17 protein-coding genes are annotated in these 18,757 nt (G+C 39.7%); 8 read left to right on the plus strand and 9 right to left on the minus strand.

All coding sequences use genetic code 11. The features are described from left to right. Positions 1-27 precede the first annotated feature (27 nt). The 7 genes from nagA to WC743_RS15625 form a co-directional block, all read right to left on the minus strand. Complete coding sequence (gene nagA / locus WC743_RS15595) at positions 28-1,149, minus strand: N-acetylglucosamine-6-phosphate deacetylase (protein WP_373013272.1); 1,122 nt, start codon at positions 1,147-1,149, stop codon at positions 28-30. Positions 1,150-1,320: 171 nt separating this feature from the next. Then, the gene (gene tsf / locus WC743_RS15600) at positions 1,321-2,172 is read right to left on the minus strand and encodes a translation elongation factor Ts (protein WP_373013274.1); all 852 of its coding nucleotides are present in this window, start codon (positions 2,170-2,172) and stop codon (positions 1,321-1,323) included. A 91-nt stretch (positions 2,173-2,263) separates the two neighbouring features. Further along, complete coding sequence (gene rpsB, locus WC743_RS15605) at positions 2,264-3,124, minus strand: 30S ribosomal protein S2 (RefSeq protein ID WP_373013276.1); 861 nt, start codon at positions 3,122-3,124, stop codon at positions 2,264-2,266. Positions 3,125-3,143: 19 nt separating this feature from the next. Beyond that, on the minus strand, positions 3,144-3,530 hold the full coding sequence (gene rpsI / locus WC743_RS15610; RefSeq protein ID WP_129878188.1) for a 30S ribosomal protein S9: 387 nt from the start codon (positions 3,528-3,530) through the stop codon (positions 3,144-3,146). Between the two features lie 20 nt (positions 3,531-3,550). Continuing rightward, positions 3,551-3,988 carry a 50S ribosomal protein L13 gene (gene rplM, locus WC743_RS15615; RefSeq protein ID WP_067062091.1) on the minus strand — a complete coding sequence of 146 codons (438 nt, stop codon included), beginning with the start codon at positions 3,986-3,988 and terminating at the stop codon, positions 3,551-3,553. Positions 3,989-4,341: 353 nt separating this feature from the next. Next, positions 4,342-4,899, minus strand: coding sequence for a hypothetical protein (locus WC743_RS15620; RefSeq protein ID WP_373013278.1), 558 nt, complete (start codon positions 4,897-4,899; stop codon positions 4,342-4,344). Positions 4,900-4,919: 20 nt separating this feature from the next. After that, entirely contained in the window at positions 4,920-5,939 is a 1,020-nt protein-coding gene (locus WC743_RS15625) for an aldo/keto reductase (protein ID WP_373013280.1), read from the minus strand. 117 nt (positions 5,940-6,056) lie between these two features. On the opposite strand from WC743_RS15625, the gene WC743_RS15630 reads away from it, so the two are divergent. Both WC743_RS15630 and WC743_RS15635 read left to right on the plus strand, forming a co-directional pair. After that, the gene (locus WC743_RS15630; protein WP_373013282.1) at positions 6,057-6,383 is read left to right on the plus strand and encodes a hypothetical protein; all 327 of its coding nucleotides are present in this window, start codon (positions 6,057-6,059) and stop codon (positions 6,381-6,383) included. Between the two features lie 57 nt (positions 6,384-6,440). Then, positions 6,441-8,045 carry a mechanosensitive ion channel family protein gene (locus tag WC743_RS15635; protein ID WP_373013284.1) on the plus strand — a complete coding sequence of 535 codons (1,605 nt, stop codon included), beginning with the start codon at positions 6,441-6,443 and terminating at the stop codon, positions 8,043-8,045. A gap of 144 nt (positions 8,046-8,189) precedes the next feature. On the opposite strand, the gene WC743_RS15640 is transcribed toward WC743_RS15635, so the two are convergent. Then, on the minus strand, positions 8,190-9,170 hold the full coding sequence (locus tag WC743_RS15640; RefSeq protein WP_373013286.1) for an acyl-ACP desaturase: 981 nt from the start codon (positions 9,168-9,170) through the stop codon (positions 8,190-8,192). Positions 9,171-9,917: 747 nt separating this feature from the next. On the opposite strand from WC743_RS15640, the gene WC743_RS15645 reads away from it, so the two are divergent. Genes WC743_RS15645 through WC743_RS15660 form a run of 4 tightly spaced genes read left to right on the plus strand, consistent with a single transcriptional unit; the run spans position 9,918 to position 16,813 of the window. Continuing rightward, positions 9,918-11,264 carry a sensor histidine kinase gene (locus WC743_RS15645; RefSeq protein ID WP_373013288.1) on the plus strand — a complete coding sequence of 449 codons (1,347 nt, stop codon included), beginning with the start codon at positions 9,918-9,920 and terminating at the stop codon, positions 11,262-11,264. Between the two features lie 15 nt (positions 11,265-11,279). After that, complete coding sequence (locus tag WC743_RS15650; protein WP_373013290.1) at positions 11,280-13,367, plus strand: cellulose biosynthesis cyclic di-GMP-binding regulatory protein BcsB; 2,088 nt, start codon at positions 11,280-11,282, stop codon at positions 13,365-13,367. 42 nt (positions 13,368-13,409) lie between these two features. Then, positions 13,410-15,254, plus strand: a complete 1,845-nt coding sequence (locus tag WC743_RS15655; protein ID WP_373013292.1) for a glycosyltransferase — start codon at positions 13,410-13,412, stop codon at positions 15,252-15,254. Further along, positions 15,251-16,813, plus strand: coding sequence for a hypothetical protein (locus WC743_RS15660; RefSeq protein ID WP_373013294.1), 1,563 nt, complete (start codon positions 15,251-15,253; stop codon positions 16,811-16,813). Before WC743_RS15655 ends, WC743_RS15660 begins: the two co-directional genes overlap by 4 nt. A gap of 269 nt (positions 16,814-17,082) precedes the next feature. Here WC743_RS15660 and WC743_RS15665 read toward each other — a convergent pair whose 3' ends face one another. Then, positions 17,083-17,316, minus strand: coding sequence for a hypothetical protein (locus WC743_RS15665; RefSeq protein ID WP_373013296.1), 234 nt, complete (start codon positions 17,314-17,316; stop codon positions 17,083-17,085). Positions 17,317-17,781: 465 nt separating this feature from the next. Here WC743_RS15665 and WC743_RS15670 point away from each other — a divergent pair, with 465 nt between their 5' ends. After that, positions 17,782-17,973: a hypothetical protein gene (locus tag WC743_RS15670; protein ID WP_373013298.1), complete on the plus strand. Its 192-nt coding sequence runs from the start codon at positions 17,782-17,784 to the stop codon at positions 17,971-17,973. A 50-nt stretch (positions 17,974-18,023) separates the two neighbouring features. Next, positions 18,024-18,389 (plus strand): hypothetical protein, encoded by a 366-nt coding sequence (locus WC743_RS15675; protein ID WP_373013300.1) that lies wholly within the window; start codon positions 18,024-18,026, stop codon positions 18,387-18,389. Positions 18,390-18,757 lie beyond the last annotated feature (368 nt).

Genomic DNA, 18,757 nt, shown 5'->3' on the forward strand with positions numbered 1-18,757 from the left:
TAGCTAATAATTGGCATTGTTAAAATTTTATGTAGTCCTCGTTAAAAAATTCCCCGCAAGTATGGTTTGCTGCACTTCAAAGGCACTATTAAATACTACCAGATCGGCATCAAAGCCTGCTTTAATTTGCCCCTTGTTAACTTTTTTGGCTAACTGTGCCGGGTATAATGTTGCCATGTTTACGGCTTCGGCTAATTCAATACCTACCCGCTCAACACAATTTTGTACTGCTTTTAGCATGGTAAGGCATGAGCCAGACAACGTACCATCGGGCATTACATATCTGTCGCCAGTAAACTGGTGCTGATAGGTGCCTACAGTTGCAGCGGTAACGGCATCGGTAATTAAAAAGAGTTTATCGCCCAGTTCGCGTTTAGCCAAGCGGATCATCGCAAAATCAACATGGATGCCATCAGCCACAATACTGGTGTAAGGCTTTTCCTCGAATATAGCCGGGATATACCCCGGTTCGCGGTGATGCATTTGCGGCATAGCGTTAAACAAATGCGTAACTGCCGGTATTGGCTTATTTAAAAACGCTTTACCCTGCTCATACGTAGCATTGCTATGGCCCGACGACAGAATAATACCCTGCCCATGCAGATAATCTATCACTTCCTGATCCTGCAGCTCGGGCGCTATGGTCATCATGCTGATAACACCGTCTGCCTGCTCAACCCAGCTTTTCACTTCGGCAAGGGTGGCCTTCTTTATGTATTTATCAGGATGCGCGCCTTTTTTAGCCGGATTAAGGTATGGGCCTTCCAGATGTAAGCCCCAAAAGTTCCCTCTCGCTTTTGAGCGGTATTCTTTAGCCGCTGCTATGCCTGTCTCAACAATTTCATTTGTGTTTGTGCCGATGGTGGCAAAAAAGCCTATGGTTCCCTGGTTTAGCAGGTCATCTTCCATCCGTTGCAGGGCTGCAACTTCGGGTGTGCCGGCAAATAGTTTGCCGCCGCTTCCATATATCTGCAGATCGATAAAACCCGGTGCAAGGTAAGCACCGTGAAGGTCTTTCTTTTCAGCATCCGCAGGGATAGCTGTATCGTCAATAATTGTTTTGATATGGCTGCCATCAATTAAAACGGCTTTGCCTTCGGTGATGGTACCGTTAGAAATAAGTTTAAGATTATGAAGTGCTGTTATCATATTTTAAACATTAAAGATTTTCAACGTACAGACACAATGATTGTGCCCTTAAAACTATCCGGCAAATAGACGCAAAATATCGCGGCTCTATTGCATTAACACTGCCCTGCAAATTAAAAATAGAAAGGGCAAAAAAAATCCCCCTCGTTAATAACGAGGGGGATAAAATATTTAAGCTCCTAAAGCTACCCGCTTAAATGCGGTAACGGTTAGGCCTTTATCAACCGTATCTAAAAACTGTGCAACAGATTTAGAAGAGTCTTTAACAAACTCCTGGTTAAGTAAAGTTGAATCTTTGTAGAATTTGTTCAGTTTACCGGCAGCGATTTTTTCAACCATTGCTTCTGGTTTACCTTCAGCACGGATCTGCTCTTTGGCAATTTCTGTTTCGCGCTCAATAGTAGTAGCGTCAACACCATCTTTGTCAATTGCAACAGGGTTCATGGCAGCAATTTGCATTGCAACGTCTTTACCTGCTTCGTCAGCACCGGCAACAGCTTTGCTTAAACCAACTAACACACCTAAACGGTAGTTACCATGTATGTAAGCAACAACTTTTTCGCCTTCAACTATCTCGTATTTAGATACGCCGATCTTTTCGCCAATTTTACCAGTTTTGTCAATGATAGCATCACCAATTTTAACACGGCTGTTTTCAACGTCGATCTCTAAGTTGTAAAGCTCTTCGATGCTTGCAGGTTTGCTTTGAACTGCAGCGTTTGCAATTTCATTAGCGAAAGCAACAAACTCGGCATTTTTAGCTACGAAATCAGTTTCGCAGTTAAGCTCAATAACAACACCGCGTTTGTAATCTTCAGAAGTACGTGCTATAACAACACCTTCGTTTGATTCGCGATCCTGGCGGCTTGCAGCAACCTTAGCGCCTTTTTTTCTTAAAAAATCAATAGCAGCTTCAAAGTCACCGTTGGTTTCTGTTAATGCTTTTTTGCAATCCATCATGCCCGCACCAGTTTGCTGGCGCAGTTTGTTTACATCTGATGCAGATATTTGTACTGTAGACATTTTTTTAGTTTTAAAAGTTGTAGATGTTACAAAGGTTGCAGATGTTACAAAGGATAACCCTTACAACTTCTGCAACCCTTACAACTAAATATTATTCTTCTGTTGAATCAGCAGCAGGAGCTTCTGTTTCAGCTTCAGCTGTTACATCTGCAGTCCTTTTTCTTTTGCCTTCGCCTGCAGAACGGTCTGGTGTTACTGCTTCAGGGGCATCAGCTTTTGCTTTAGCAGCAGCTGCTTCTTTCTCAGTTTCATCTTCTTTTTCGCGTTTGCGCTCATCTAAACCTTCTTCGATAGCTTTGATGATGATACCGGTGATCAATGAAATTGATTTGGTAGCATCGTCATTCGCCGGGATAGGGAAATCGATGTTTGAAGGATCAGAGTTTGTATCAACCATTGCAAATGTTGGTATGTTAAGCTTTAAAGCTTCAGATACCGCGATGTGCTCTTTCTTAACGTCGATCAGGAACAATGCAGCAGGTAAACGGTTAAGATCCGCAATACCACCTAACAAAGTTTCTAATTTGATACGCTCACGCTGTATCATCAATCTTTCTTTTTTAGAAAGGTTGCTGTAAGTACCGTCTTTAGTCAATTTATCGATGTTAGACATCTTTTTGATTGATTTACGTACGGTAGCAAAGTTGGTTAACATACCACCTAACCAACGCTCGGTGATATAAGGCATGTTTACGCTTTTTGCATATTCAGCTACGATATCTTTCGCTTGTTTCTTTGTTGCTACGAATAATACTTTACGACCTGATTTTACAATTTGTTTTATAGCTGCAGCAGCTTCTTCAACCTTTGATAAGGTTTTGTTTAAATCTATAATGTGGATACCGTTACGCTCCATGAAAATGTACTGTGACATTTTCGGGTCCCATTTGCGGGTAAGGTGACCAAAGTGTACACCTGCATCCAGTAAATCCTGATATGTTGTTCTTGCCATTGTTTGTGTCCTCCTTAAATTATCGTTTACTGAATTGGAATTTCTTACGTGCTTTCTTGCGACCTGGTTTCTTACGCTCAACCATACGGTCATCACGTGTCATTAAACCTTTAGCGCGCAGTGACGGTTTCTTTTCCGGGTCCAGTTCAACAATAGCTTTCGCGATAGCTAAACGAACAGCTTCTGCTTGTCCTTTTACACCACCACCTGCAACGTTTACTTTTACATCAAATTTACCTGCAGAACCTGAAACTTCAGTTGACTGCATAACGATGTATTGTAATGGTAAGGTAGGGAAGTACTCTTTGTAATCTTTACCGTTAACGGTAATGGTGCCTGTGCCATCATTTAAGTAGATGCGGGCAACTGCTGTTTTTCTTCTGCCTGAAGTGTTAGTTGTTGGCATTTTTCTTTTCTCCTTTTTAATTAAATGGTTGTTGGATTTTGAGCTGCATGAGGATGCTCTGCACCTGCGTAAACATGCAGGTTACCATAAATAGCACGGCCTAAACGATTTTTAGGTAACATACCACGTACGGCTTTTTCAATCACACGCTCAGGATGCTTTGCCATTAACTCTTTTGGAGAAATGAAACGCTGACCACCCGGGTAACCGGTGTAAGAAACATATTGCTTTTCGCTGAATTTGTTTCCGGTCAGTTTAACCTTGTCTGCATTGATAACAATTACATTATCTCCGCAGTCTACGTGTGGGGTGAACCCTGGCTTGTGCTTACCTCTGATCATCATTGCGATCTTAGTACACAAGCGCCCCAAAATCTCATTGTTTGCATCAACAACAACCCATTCTTTATTAACGGTTTTCTTGTTGGCTGAGACAGTTTTGTAACTTAACGTATTCACTTGCTTTAAATTAAATTTATTAAACGTATACTTTACCCCGTAATTACGGGACTGCAAAGATAGGCTTAATTGTTTAATCTACAAATGGTTTTTAGTTTTTATTGGATGAGTTTATTGGGCAGGTTACGAGAGTGCGGATTGGGTTGCCCGGATTACCTATCACATAGTTGACTCACCCGGTCTTTGCTTCGCCCGACCACCCTCTCTACACTGCGTGTAAAGAGGGTTAAAAGAAACCCCTCACCCTTGCTGCCTTACCATGTCATTACGAAATGCATGCATTCCTGTATCCTCGCTTTTCGCTTATACTGTGCAGACCTTAGCCACACGGATGGTATCCGCTACAATCGGATTCATCTATCGTACTTCTTATTAGCTATTGATTCAAAAATCTGTTTATTATCAGGATATCTGACACCCAAAAGTATATCTTCCCGACTCGGTCCAAATGTCTGCTTTCCTATGTTATAACTAATTAGACCTTCTCCTTTTTGAGTTAGGTATATAAGTTGCGGATAGTTAACCCGATTAATTATATATGTTCTAAATTTTATAAAAACGCCCTTTTTTAAACGGGTTTTCTTAATAACACCTGTATTAATGTCTTTCTCGTCATATGCACTATCCGCTTCTATTGTTGATTCAACCTGATAAATCTCTAATTTAGTTTTCCCTGGGCGCGTCCATCGACTTATTTGATTTACACCAATCTTCCACTTAAAAAACTTAAACTCTGACAGCTTCATATTAGCATATCTGTCAAAAATCTTCAAATTGCGCTTACCTACCTCATCAATGGAAACACCATGCTCGTTATTTAAAATAAACCTGTCATTTTTCAGATCCCTTTTTAACATAAGTGTATCGGTGTCGTTTAACCAAAGGCTTATTATTAGAAATAGCAATTTCATGGATTTATATTTAGTTTGATCTACCTCTTCTCCACCCTATCATAAAATCCGCCGAATGAATTATTCTTTACGGCATCTTCATTAAAGAAATCACCGGGGAAACCTAATTCAAACTTACTGGCGTCATCAAGCTTTTGGATCTGTTCCGGGCTTAGTACTACATCAATAGTCTTCAGGTTATCTTTTAGCTGGTCTACCCTGGTGGCGCCAACAATGGGGATACAACTAAAACCCTTGCTCATTGTCCACTGCAGGGCAACATGGCTTTCAGATACGCCGAGTTCCTGCGCTACTTCCATCACCACACGGGTTATTTTTTCTGCACGCTCATTAAGGCGGTTGCTTTCTGGTTTTATTCGGCCTCTATCACCTTTCAGGTATTTACCGGTTAGCGCGCCACCCGCAAGCGGAGCCCAGGGAGTAACCGTCATCCCAAAGTGTTTAGCCATCGGGATCAGGTCGCGTTCCGGTGTTCGGGCCAGCAGGCTATATTCTACCTGCAGGGCTATGAACTGGCTCCAGCCCATTAGTTCGGCAAGGGTGTTGCCTTTAGCTACTACCCAGGCCGGGGTATCGCTTATGGCTGCATAGGTGACCTTGCCTTGTTTTATCAGATCATCCATAGCGCGCATTACTTCATCAATCGGGGTAATGTCATCCCAAATGTGTAAATATAATATGTCAATAAAATCGGTCTTTAATCGCTTAAGGCTTTCCTCTACGCTACGCATCATGTTTTTGCGGTTATTGCCGCTCGCATTGGGGTTAGTGATATTATCCTTTAAGCTGTATTTGGTAGCGAGTACAAAATAGTCGCGGTCATGGTTGCTCACATAATCGCCTATGATTTTTTCACTGTTGCCCAGTTTGTACACATTAGCGGTATCAAGGAAGTTACCGCCGGCATTGGCATAGGCATCCATTATTTCAAAACTTGTTGCCGCATCGGCTCCCCAGCCACCGTCAGTGCCAAAGCCCATTGTACCCAGGCAAAGTTCAGATACTTTAAGGCCCGACCGGCCCAGTAATTTATATTTCATAGTAATGATGTTTTATAAGGAACGCCTGCGGCAAACTCCTGTTTTATGGATGCAAATAAAAATGCCCTGTAAACAATAACCACAGGCGATTGTAAATATATATCAAATAGCATAACCATGAAAATTATCACCCTGCATAAACCCGTTAATCAGAATGAGCTTTTTGAGCATCTGCAAAAAAGACTTAACCCTATTTTTAAGGAGCAAAAGCAAAGCAACATCAATTTTATAATAAGCAATACACCCGATGGTATCGAAATTACACAACCCGAATTATATGAGGGGGTCTTATTCAACATCTCGGTACAGGGCCCGCAGCTGCACATTACCCGGAATGAGCACTATGTGGATGATATAAATTCAATAACCGTCGAATCAATATTAAACAGTCTTTTTGATGATATATCTGATGGTTTAGGTACCGATCTGGTGCAGGAAGGATAACACTTTTGCTATTTATACTTTATAATATAATTTTTAGCTTTAGCATAAAAACCTGCTATGCCAAAATTATACCTGCTATGCCTTTATTTATGTGTATCTGTATTTACGGCTAAAGCTCAAAAGCCGGGAAACGGTTATCCTGTTATTATTAATAAAGATACCCTATTTAAATTTTATACCAGCCAGGGGTTGTTTACACCCGCCGAACGCGCCCAGATAGTAACCAAACGTATAAACGATTTAATAAGCCGGTTTGATTTTGTTGCCGATTCATTAAAGCTTACAAATGATAGCTCGCTATCTGTTATTACCTATAAATCTGAAATAGTTTTCGCGGTTAATGAGCAGGACAGCAAGTTCTCAGAACTGAGCCGCAAAGCACTTGCCGAGAATTATTATTCGCTTTTAAAACAGCGCCTTAAAACAGCTACCGAAACTTATAACCTTAAAGAACTGGCCATACAGGTTGGCGAAGCCATATTGGTGTTTGCCTTGCTTATAGTTTTAATATGGCTGGTGAACCGTGCTTTTAAATGGCTGGGCGCACGTATTGTTAATAGCTGGGCCCGCCGGGTTGATGCCCTTGCACAAAAAGGGGCGCCGGCAAATTATGTTAACCGGCTATTGCCTTTTATAAACACGCTGCTGCGTGTTATAAAGCTTGCTGTAATTATACTGCTTGTTTATCTTTCATTACCGGTACTGTTTTACATTTTCCCGTGGACTAAACCCATTGCTACACAACTTTTGGGTTATGTTATTGATCCGCTTAAAAGTATCGCGCTTGCTTTTTTAAGGTACATACCTAATTTGCTTACGGTACTGGTAATTTACATAGTTACCCGGTATATAGTTAAGCTGATAGGGTTTATTGCCATGGAAATAAAGAATGGGTCGTTTACTATCAGTAATTTTTACCCGGACTGGGCAATACCAACCTATAATATTATTAGGGTGATACTTTACGCGTTTATGTTTGTGGTGATATTCCCTTATCTGCCGGGTTCGCAAACCAAGGTTTTTCAGGGGGTGACGGTGTTTTTGGGGGTACTGTTCTCGTTTGGTTCATCATCGGCCATATCAAACATGGTAGCGGGTATTGTACTTACCTATATGCGCCCCTTTAAAGTTGGCGACCGTGTGAAACTGGGTGATGTAACAGGCGATGTTATTGAAAAGAATTTACTGATAACCCGAGTAAGGACAATTAAGAATGAAGATATTACTATCCCAAATTCATCTATATTGAGCGGGCATGCGGTTAATTATACATCATCAGCTAAAACACTCGGTTTGATCTTACATAGCACTGTAACTATTGGATATGATATGCCCTGGCAAACTATACACCAATTACTTACCGACGCAGCCCTGGCTACAGAAGGTATACAGGCCGACCCTAGACCTTTTGTTTTACAAACCGAGCTAAATGATTTTAATGTAGGCTACCAAATAAATGCCTACACCAACATGCCTAAAAAAATGGCTGTTATTTACTCTGAACTGCACCAAAACATTCAGGATAAATTTAATAAGGCAGGTGTAGAGATCATGTCGCCGCATTTCACTTCGCTGCGGGATGGCAATGGAATACAGATCCCTGATAATTATAAACCTAAAGATTATAAAAGCCCCGGGTTTAACGTAAACAAAGAGGGGTAAATTTCCCTGCAGTGTACGAGAGAAATTACTTAGGGAGGCGGCCGGAGGCCTTATAATAATTGCCACCCGGCTGGAGCCGAGCGGCTTTAATTCAAAGTTTGCACAGTTGCGGCTGGAGCCGGGCGGCTTTAATTCAAATTTTATTTATCCGTTTATCCAGCTGAACTTGTATTCCAGCATTGGGTTTTTCATCCTTTCGGCAACGCGGAGTAAACGGTTAGGCAGGTTCATGATATAATCACGGGCCTTTTCGCCATTCTCTTCCAGGTCGGTAACGCTTTCAATATGCCAGTCTTCAATTAATTCCCTTAGTATATCTACATAATCAATTGCAGTATAAATACCCAAACGCTCGGCAGCATCAGTAAAGTGACCGAAGGTCTGGCCTATTTTTAAACCTACTTCGCGCAGGAAGTGGGCCGGCATCACAATTTTTTTACGCATCATATCCTCAAAAGCCAGCATAGCTTCGTTAGGGTCTACTTCAAATATTTTTTCGATAAAGTATTTATATGCTTTAGCATGGCGGGCCTCATCACCGGCAATTACGCCGCACATTTTTGATAACAGGGTATCGCCATCTTTTTTGGCTTGCGAAGCTACACGGCGGTGAGATACATTTGTTGCCAGTTCCTGAAACGATGTATAAATAAAGTTACGATACGGATCATGGCCGGTGCCTATATCAAAACCATCAGCAATTAAGTACTGGGTTGATACCTCCATCATCCGCATATCAACACGGCCAGACAGGTACAGGTACTTATTAAGCAAATCGCCGTGGCGATTCTCTTCGGCTGTCCAGTGGCGGGTCCATTTCATCCAGCCGCCTTCTTCATTATCAGACACACCCTCAACCATGGTTAACCATGATTCATAGGTAGGCAAAGCCTCTTCGGTAATTGTATCACCTATTAATACAGCCATCAGGTCATATGATAAACCTTTAGCACTTTCCTGCAATTCTTTTATCTCGCTGAAAAAAGTACTTCTTGAAGCATCGGGCAAAAAATCTGAAGGCTGCCAAATGGTGTCAATGGGTTTCAGGTATTCGTTCATCTTTTCGAGCATGAACTTCTCAATATGCCCCATTACTTCCTTGCGCTTTTCTTCAAAAAATCTCATACAAACTAATTAGTGAGCAAAGTTAACGATTTTAATGTTAATATAATTTTGATGCATATTAATCATAGCATCTTTTATCAATCTACTAAATTAGTAATTGATGGGGGCTGTTAAAAATAAAAAAAATAGTATTGTACTCCAATAACATTTATAGGACATACGTCATTTAAATTCATGCAGCCTTTAATGTAAGGGTCACGGCGGCCGGCACCTATTGTATTATCATCCGCCGTGTTATTAATACATAATATCAGGCTCACCGGTTTTAATAATTTGCAATTTATATTTAAACAAAAGTGTGGCAAATTAGTTTCAATGATAACCTATCACAGGCTTTCCTCCGTATAAGTATATTGTTCCAAAACTTCATCAATATGAGTAAATACTTTCTCAAACGGAATGTGGGCTGTGCCGTGATAGTTAAAAGCTATGATGTGCTTCTCATTTTTAAACCTAAATTTACTAATTAACTTAAAATCACTTGTTTAATGGCCTTCCCGCTTTAAATATGGTTATTGCCGGTTTGCTTAAATTTCGAAATACTGTAATATTATTAAAGCTTTTACCCCTTTAAGTGCCCACTGCCTTTTACTTAAGGGGATTGGTTGGCTTTTTGCAACAGTACAATGCATACGTATAATTAAAGTTATATTTAGCAGCTTTAAATATTATTGATCCGAAGCTTATTTTTTCATTTATAGTACAGCGTTTATAGACCTATCCCTTTTTAATTTAAGTAGCCAGCTAATGTTTGTTCAGATCTCCAAGGAAGAATACCAAAAAGAAATATCAAAAAAAGCATGGTATCAAACAAATAATATTATTTGGACTATCATATTTCTATACCCAATATTCAGCATTGTTGATTTTATTTATGCCAACAACATTTGGCTGCAATTTTTTATCGTAAGAATTATTACCGTACTTATTATTTTAGGCTTATATAACCTTTTCCAAACACGTAAGTACAATTACCGTTTACTGCTTCACATTTGTTTCTTCCTGCTTTCTGTAACATCGGCCATGTTGTGTAATCTTGTGAACATTCAAGAGGCAAACATATTTTATTTGATATACGCTGCTGTATTATTGTTCTTTAACCTCCAGGTTTTTTGGGAACCTATTAACTCCATTATACAAACGCTGCTTGCTATACTATTACTGGCCATTTTTTATAATGCTTTAAGTGAATATTCTTTAGATTTGGTTGTTAGTAACGGCGGGCAATTCTTTTTCATTATTTCTTTTATATCGTGCTTAATTCCTAATGCACGTTATAAGGTAATTGCACGTGAGATCCGTTCACAAATATTAATTGAAAAATCAAACGATCAGCTAAAAGGCCAAAACCGCGATATCAACGAAAAAAATAACATCATTGACAGGCAGTATGAGCAACTGCGTAAGCTTGACGATCAAAAAAACAACTTTATTAATATTGCAGGCCATGATCTTAAAAACCTTATTGGCCAGATAATAATGAGCAATAACATGCTTAAGGAGGAAGATTACCGCCTAAGCGCCGATCAGAAAGAATACGCCGGTTTTATTTCAGAATCTGCCGAGAAGATGCAGTACATGCTTAATAAGCTGATGGATGTTAAAGAGATCGAATCGCCTGAGATGAAATTCAACATGGAGATCTTTGATATTAACCAGGAAGTACTGCATGTTTATAAAGGCCTTGTTGAAACCGCCCATATGAAGAACATTCACCTGGAGGATAATATTCTGAAACTACCGCTTAACGTAAGGCTTGATCGTGTATTTGCTGGCCAGGTGTTTCAAAACTTACTATCAAACGCTATAAAGTTTTCACAAACAAATAATAACATTAGAGTTGTTACCTCCCTGCAACGCCAAAAATTTGTTTTCGAGATAATTGACGAAGGTGTAGCTATTGGGCAGGAAGAGCTTGATATGATGTTCAATAAACTAAAAACATTAAACGATGCATCGGGCAATATTGAGAGCCGGTTGGGCTTAGGCCTTTCCATTGCTAAACTGATGACAAAAGAACTTGGCGGCGATTTAATTTACCGCAGCGACGATAACGGCAACTACTTTAGGGTAGAATTTTACGTAATAAACTAACATTTACCAAACCTGATGAAGAGATTATTTACCTTTTTAGCTTTCATACTTTTTAGCTCCGCTTTGTTTGCACAATCGCAAGCTATTGTATCATTTAAAGCAATGGGCCACACTGATGACGAGCCAATATTCGGAATGAGCGGGGCCACCTCATTTTATTATAAAATAACCCCTCAATATGAGGTAAATGGCAGTAAGCTGGTAATATTTTTTGAACCTTCGCAGGCAATAATCAAAGAAAAATCGTTCATCAACTTGTTTATAGGCACAAAGCCGGTTTATAGCGGCCGGCTTACAAAAGATTCTATCCAAAGAATTGCTATTAACCTAACCCGGGCTGATATATCTCCTGATAACTTTTTAAAAATACAGGTTAAAACCCTGCTAACTATTACTGATGATAAGTGCCGCGACCTGGATAACCCGGCCATGTGGTTAAAAATCAAGAACTTTTCATATGTATCATTAGTTAAAAGCAATAAAAACTTCTTTAATAATGTAAACATCAGCAATTGCTTTGATACAAAATCAGCTATTGCTTATCCCTCAAACCCAACCCTGCATGATCTTAAAGCGGTAGCATGGGCTTATGCACGGTTAAAGAAAACATCAGTGAAAAACATTGGTGTATATGAAGCAACAAACCTGCCGGATAGTGTTAGAAACTATATAATGGTAGGTAAACTATCCTCAATACCGGGTAATAAGCGCCCGCTAATAAAAGTAACGGCACAAAACAACCAGGGTTTATTTTACCTGCACAAATCTGTTAGTGCAATAATGGATACTATAACCAGTATTGTTGATATGAAGGGCCGCTTTTTGCCTGTTAAAACTGTTACGCGGGAGCTTGTACCTACCGAGATCCTGTTTGTATCGGGTGGAGACGATGCCGGTTACGATAAAGCCATCACCGCTTTAGGTAACATGAATATTCTTAACTCAACCTTTGGCGATTATTTATTGGTAAACAAAGCTCAAAACACTTTCTTTAAAACTATTGATGAGAACCGTTCAAAATTATCGCTTAAGCAAATTGGCGGCGTTAGTGATTTCTTATCGGGTATTGGTTCATTAAAAAGCGCCTTTAACTTTAAAAACAGCGATTTTAGCTTTACACCTAAAGAAGTTGAAATAAGAATTATAGCTAACTACAGCAGCTTAAACCCCGGCGACCGCGGTTTCTTTAACCTATATCTTAACGGGTTATTGTTAAGCAGCCAGAAACTTGATGCTTCGGGCAAATTAAATACCTCCATTACCATTAACCGGTATCAGCATCATAAATACAACACACTTGAAGCCGAATTCAGATTTTATCCAAGCAGCGGTAACTGCGCAAATAGCTTCACCAATTTCTTTTCAGAAATAGATGTAGATAAATCATACCTGGAATCAAAAAACCCATTCATAACAAGCGATTTAAGTTTTTACCAATATCCCGAAGCATTTAACGGTGGTACAACACGTATAATAGTGTCTAAAAAATCTGCTAAATATGCTGCCGGTGCACTTGGCGAAATCATTTACGAACTAAACAATAATATTAATGCCAACAACTTTCCTGAATTTATGTATTCAGACCAGGTGGAGGCGCCGGAATTAAAGAAACATAACATAATAGCCTTATTAACAAAAGAAGATCCTTTACTGAATGAATTTCCGGATGCGCCAATAAAATTCAACCGTAATTTCAGGCTCTATAATACCGATAACAACACGGTTGTATATTCCCTGTCTGATACCACATCTAACGGTTTGGCACAAATATTTTACGGGCGGAGCAATAATGCGACTTTAGTTTTAACCGCCACGGGCAAGCACCTTGCAGATGCATTTTTGTCGGCCTCAAAATCTATTACCGAGCAGCTTTCAACACTGTCAAGTAATGTTTGTATATCTGATGCTAACAACAATAAATACCTGTTCAACATCAACAAATCAAGCGAAAACCTGGAGTATATTGATACCAAAAGCTCACTTACCCGGTTTTGGGACAACTATAACCTTTACATATTACTGGGTATATTGGTGTTAATATTACTATCATTTTTATACATACGCTCAAAAGTTCAGAAATCACAGGAGCTGTTTAATGATTAAGCTGCTTAATACCTTGCGTTTAGATATCTTATTAATTTTTTCATGAGCATGTCCATACCTGAGTTACTGATTAATGACGGGTTTATTACAACAAAGGACCGGGAAGAGATTGAGGCGTTCTCAGCAACATCGGGCATATCATTTGTAAAAATTGCTTTAACCCTCGGCTACGTGTCACGTAAAAATTATGAGCGGTCATTATCAAACGTGGGGTACACTTTTGCAGCTGTAAGGGATATGGAATTTGATACGCAGGTATTAAGTAAGATAGACCTGCAATTTGCATATGAACGGGTAGCTATGCCGCTCCGGATAGAAAACAACAAGGTTATCATCTTAATGGCCAACCCTGATGACCCTTTGTTTTTAGATTTTATAAAGTTTACTTATGAGCTTGAACCTGAAATTATTATAGCCTCAGACCTTGAAATTGTTTGGCTTAGTAATAAACTTTTAGGTGAAAAATATGTAAAATCTGCCGTATTTGAACTTTTAAAGCGCGACCCGGATAGTTCGGCAGTAGTTACTTTCTCTTCACCGCAGCTTATATCCTTATTTGTATTAATTGCGCTGGTTACCATTGGGCTGGTTTTAAGTTTTAAAAACACTTCAATTATTATTAACGTAATACTAAGTTCCTTTTTCTTAATTGCCATTATTTTTAAGCTGTTCCTGGCGCTGGTAGGCTCCAGGTTTGAGCTGCACCAGGCTGTAACCAAAGATGAGCTTAAACTTTTAACCGAAGACGATTTACCAACCTATACCATATTACTGCCTGTTTATAAAGAAGACAAGCTGATAAAAAAGCTGATATGGAACTTGCAGGCTATTGATTACCCCAGGTTTAAGCTGGATATTAAACTGCTTATTGAGGAAGACGACGATAAAACTTTAAACGCGGTTAAGAACCTGGATTTCCCGGCGGTTTTTGAGGTTATTGTGGTGCCATTCCATATGCCTAAAACCAAACCCAAAGCGTGTAACTATGGGCTGCATTTTGCAAGAGGTAAGTATTTAACCATTTATGATGCCGAAGATATCCCGGATACGGATCAGCTAAAAAAAGTGGTTTCGTTATTTGCTAAGCTGCCTGATGAGTACATATGCATCCAAAGCGCTTTAAATTACTTTAACCGTAACGAGAACTTTCTTACCCGTATGTTTACGCTTGAGTATTCGTACTGGTTTGATTATATGCTGCCCGGGCTGGATACCCTCGATATTCCTATCCCGTTAGGGGGTACCAGTAATCACTTTAAGCTAAATGAACTGGTTGAACTGGGCGCATGGGATCCGTTCAACGTAACCGAAGATGCCGACTTAGGCGTGCGTGCCTATGCTAAAGGCCACAAAATAGCCATCATTAACTCTACTACTTACGAAGAGGCCAACAACGAACCTTTTAACTGGATCCGTCAGCGTTCCAGATGGATCAAAGGTTACATGCAAACCTACCTGGTACACATGCGCGACCCGGTTGCCCTTTGGAAAAGAATTGGCTGGAAAGGCTTCCTGGGCTTTGGTTTCTTTATTGGTGCAACGCCCGTAACCTTTTTGGTGTACCCGCTGCTGCTTGCTTTCTTTATCTGTTATATTGTATTTGACCTGTCAACCATCCGCACACTGTTTCCAGACTGGGTACTGTTCATGTCTATTTTTAACCTAATGGTTGGCAATATATTAATGATATATGTAAACATGATGGCGGTATTTAAAAGGCGGTATTATGAATTGATATTATTTGCCGTGGCAAACCCTATTTACTGGTTAATGCACTCAATTGCCGCATATAAAGGCTTATACCAGCTCATTGTAAAACCCTTTTACTGGGAAAAAACAAACCATGGCTTAAGTAAAGTTAACAATCCTACAAACGTTGTTAAATGATGATCTCAAAATCGGCATACCTGTTCATATTAAGTTTAATACTGGTTATTTATTACGTAGTATGCGGTGTATATTTAAATAAGCTGGGGTATTATAACCACGAGTCGCTATTTTATATCGAGAAAGCAAAGATCATGTTTGAGGGGGTGGGCAACCGTTTAAAAATAATGGGGCTAACCTCTCCTATGATACCTTTTTACGCCACACTCATATTTACCCCTGTGAGTGTTACACTGGCACCTGTACTGGCATCGGCAATTGGTACCGGGGTATTGTTTTATATAATTGCCGGCGCACTTATTAAAAGGCTTACTAATGATTTTTATATGTGGCTGTTATTGGCCATATTCCTGTTTCATCCGGGCATGCTTTATGCCGCATGCTCAGGCAAAAGCATTTACCTCGTACTTATTTTCTTTTTCCTGTTCTTTTTAAATCTGTTTAAATTTTACCGGTCAAACACAACGTTCCACATATCCATTGCAAGCATCTGTTTAGTAACACTCATATTTTGCGATTATAAATTCATATGGCTTACCCTGTTTTTTTTACCGCTGGTATTATCCATTACCATCCACAGTTTAAATTTAGGCGAGCAGGAATCCATTTTCAGGCTGTTTCAAAGCTTTAACAGCCCATCGTTAAGGCGTAAGCTTATTAACAAAACATTCGCGTTGTATATTATCCTTTTTGCACTGCCGTTGGTAGCCGTGTTGTGTTATAAGCTATTAAATTTAACCCATGCCAATGATTTAAACTACTTTAACGAAAGCCCTTATGCCACCTGGAATGTTTTAATTGATAAGCTAAGCTTTGATGAACAAACCACAGGCAGGATATATCGCATTCCAGAAATTTCCATACTGATCTCGGCACGTGTATTACTGTTTTGTCCAATGATATTTGTAGCGGTATATCTGTTAAGGGAAAGCACTTATCAAATACTTACCATACTTACCCCCTTTGCTTTCATAGAGTTTTTACACGTTAAATACGATAAGGTTTTTGTGGCCTACCAGTATTACCTCATATTTATTATTCTGGCTGTTTTATGCGTAATTATAAAATCGCATACGGTTAAAAATCAAAAAGCATTTAAAATAATGCTGGCCATAATGGTGCTTGTACAAATTTACTTTGGTGGTTATTATTTAAAAACATCGTCAATTGCCGAAGAAAAGAATTTTGTGAACGTACTTTTTAACCGCACCGACGACCCCACCCAAGAGGACAATGCCGATGTTGCCAATTACTTAAGCAGCCTGCCAGATGATGCACACATACTTATAGATGATGCCACAGCATACCCCATTGTAGCCTTTACGCATGATATACGGCCTTTAATACTGCCTTACGGGAACAGTTTTTTAAGCGCCCTGGAGTCGCCCGATAAATATGCCGACTATATAGTTATAGCCACCGCAAAGAATGCACTAACCGGCTATACCCAACTCAACAATAAATACATTATCAGCATTAAAAAAACCATTCCCCAACTAATTTTCCGCAAGGTATTTGAAACCACCGACTGGATGGTGTACCGGGTAGTAGGTAATTAACAGGCTTTATTTAGGAAATATCATTGTTGTACCGATAGCTGAAGGCTTCCTCACACCAATAAGTAAAGGTGCTGTTGTGGGTGCTATCAACTGATAGTCCCGCTATACGCTCATACGCCTGCAGGCCTTATGCCCGATGGGGCCTGTATCCGCTGCTATCGGGTTTAAAGGTGAGTGGACAACCGGCTTCGCAATCCGTGCGGAGTTACGGCTTTAACCTTACTTAGAAATAGTTATACTATAGCTAAACTCAGAACAGCGCAGAATAATTAATCGTGAGCACTGTTGCCCAGTTCGCTCACATCAGTTTTTAACTTTTTTGCTTGTTTTTCCTTTTTCTTCAAGTAATCTTGTGCGTGTTCTTTAAGCTCGGCTGCATCTGCTTCTATATCTGCCTTGCGTTTAATATACAAGTAAGTAATTGCCCCTGCAAAAATTGCCCCCAGTGCTAAACCGGCTATTAATATATTGCTATTGTCCTCTTTGTGAAATGGATTTTTCATTCTGTTTTTTATAAACTAACAAGCTGTTCGCGGTTTAGTTCTTGTTTTCTTTAAAATTAGTCCAGATGTTGTCCGTCCGTTCTCCTGTCCGGCATAATTGTGGACATGCTGCGGACAAGTAAACCACCATACCCACCATGTCATTGCGAGGAGCGCAGCGACGTGGCAATCTCGTAGGACGTTCGGTAAGCGTCTATCCTTCCCTCCCCCACGCGTCATTGCGAGGTACGAAGCAATCCCCGACAAGCAGGTTACGCCTTGCATCAGTCCACAAGCGAGGACGCTTGCGGGAGCGGGGTTATTCTCAGCGCGGTATTTACAAGTGAAAGCGAAGCAATGACATATAGAGGGAAGTTAAGAATACTTATCCTATTTCTGTAAAAATATGTATAGTCGATTGGTAATTGACAGCCATGAACTTTATATATAAATTAGATTTATTAATTCACAATTAAAACTTATATTATGGAAAACGAAGAAGCAGAAGATTCAAAAAAGGACAGCCCGTTTTTAGAAACTGAAAAATTGGAAGAAGATTTGGCAGCTAGTTGCACTTATGGGGGAACATCTTACCCTGGGGGGGCTAAAATTTGCTACAATCATTACAGTTATACCTGTGGAACCAACGGTTGGTATAAAAATGGGGCTACCTGTTAAAGTATTTGAGGCCTTTATGACGGCCTCAAATTTTGTTTACGATCATTAGAATGAATTTAAAAGAACTTACAAAAAGCTACATTGAAGCCTGGCGAACCCATTCCGTCGCTGAATCAAATTATTTATTAATCTCGGGGGAAGTCGATTCTAATATAAACATGCCATCGGTTGCAATTATTGAACAGTACAAAGCAATCGGTTTCATTGATCTAGGCCTCGAGTATGAAAGACGTAAGCAAGCATTAAGTGACGCGCTGACTGAACTTAATAACATAAAAAGGTATCTTGTAGATGTTCTAAAATACATTAATCACAATCCATACATTATGGCTTTAAACAGTGATGAAAAATATATTATTACTCCATTTCAAATTGCTGGAGGCTATGATATTAAATTTGAGAAATACGACGGATAAACAAATTAACTGCTTTTACCTACCGCTCCCGCAAGCGTCCTGCTTGTGGCTTTAAGCAACTCAAAATTGTAAAGTCCTAACATTTCTCGTGCCTCAAATCCCCCCTACTTCATCAGCATAATATAACCTCTGCAAATAACAAAAGTGGTGGCACAATATTGTCAGTAGCTGATTTATCAACTACCTGGTTATAAGCTGTTTATTTATGTTCACGGGTGTTCACGGCCGTGAACGTGAACACTTAAGGGGGGATCAGATGTGCAGGCAGGTGAATGTGCAGATAGGCGGATCAGGAAAAAAGTATTTTAAACAAAGAAACCCCTCATCTTTTGGATGAAGGGTTTAACTTTAAGATTGGGCACCGACCT

The organism is Mucilaginibacter sp. (assembly GCF_041660805.1).
Classification (GTDB): Bacteria; Bacteroidota; Bacteroidia; order Sphingobacteriales; family Sphingobacteriaceae; genus Mucilaginibacter.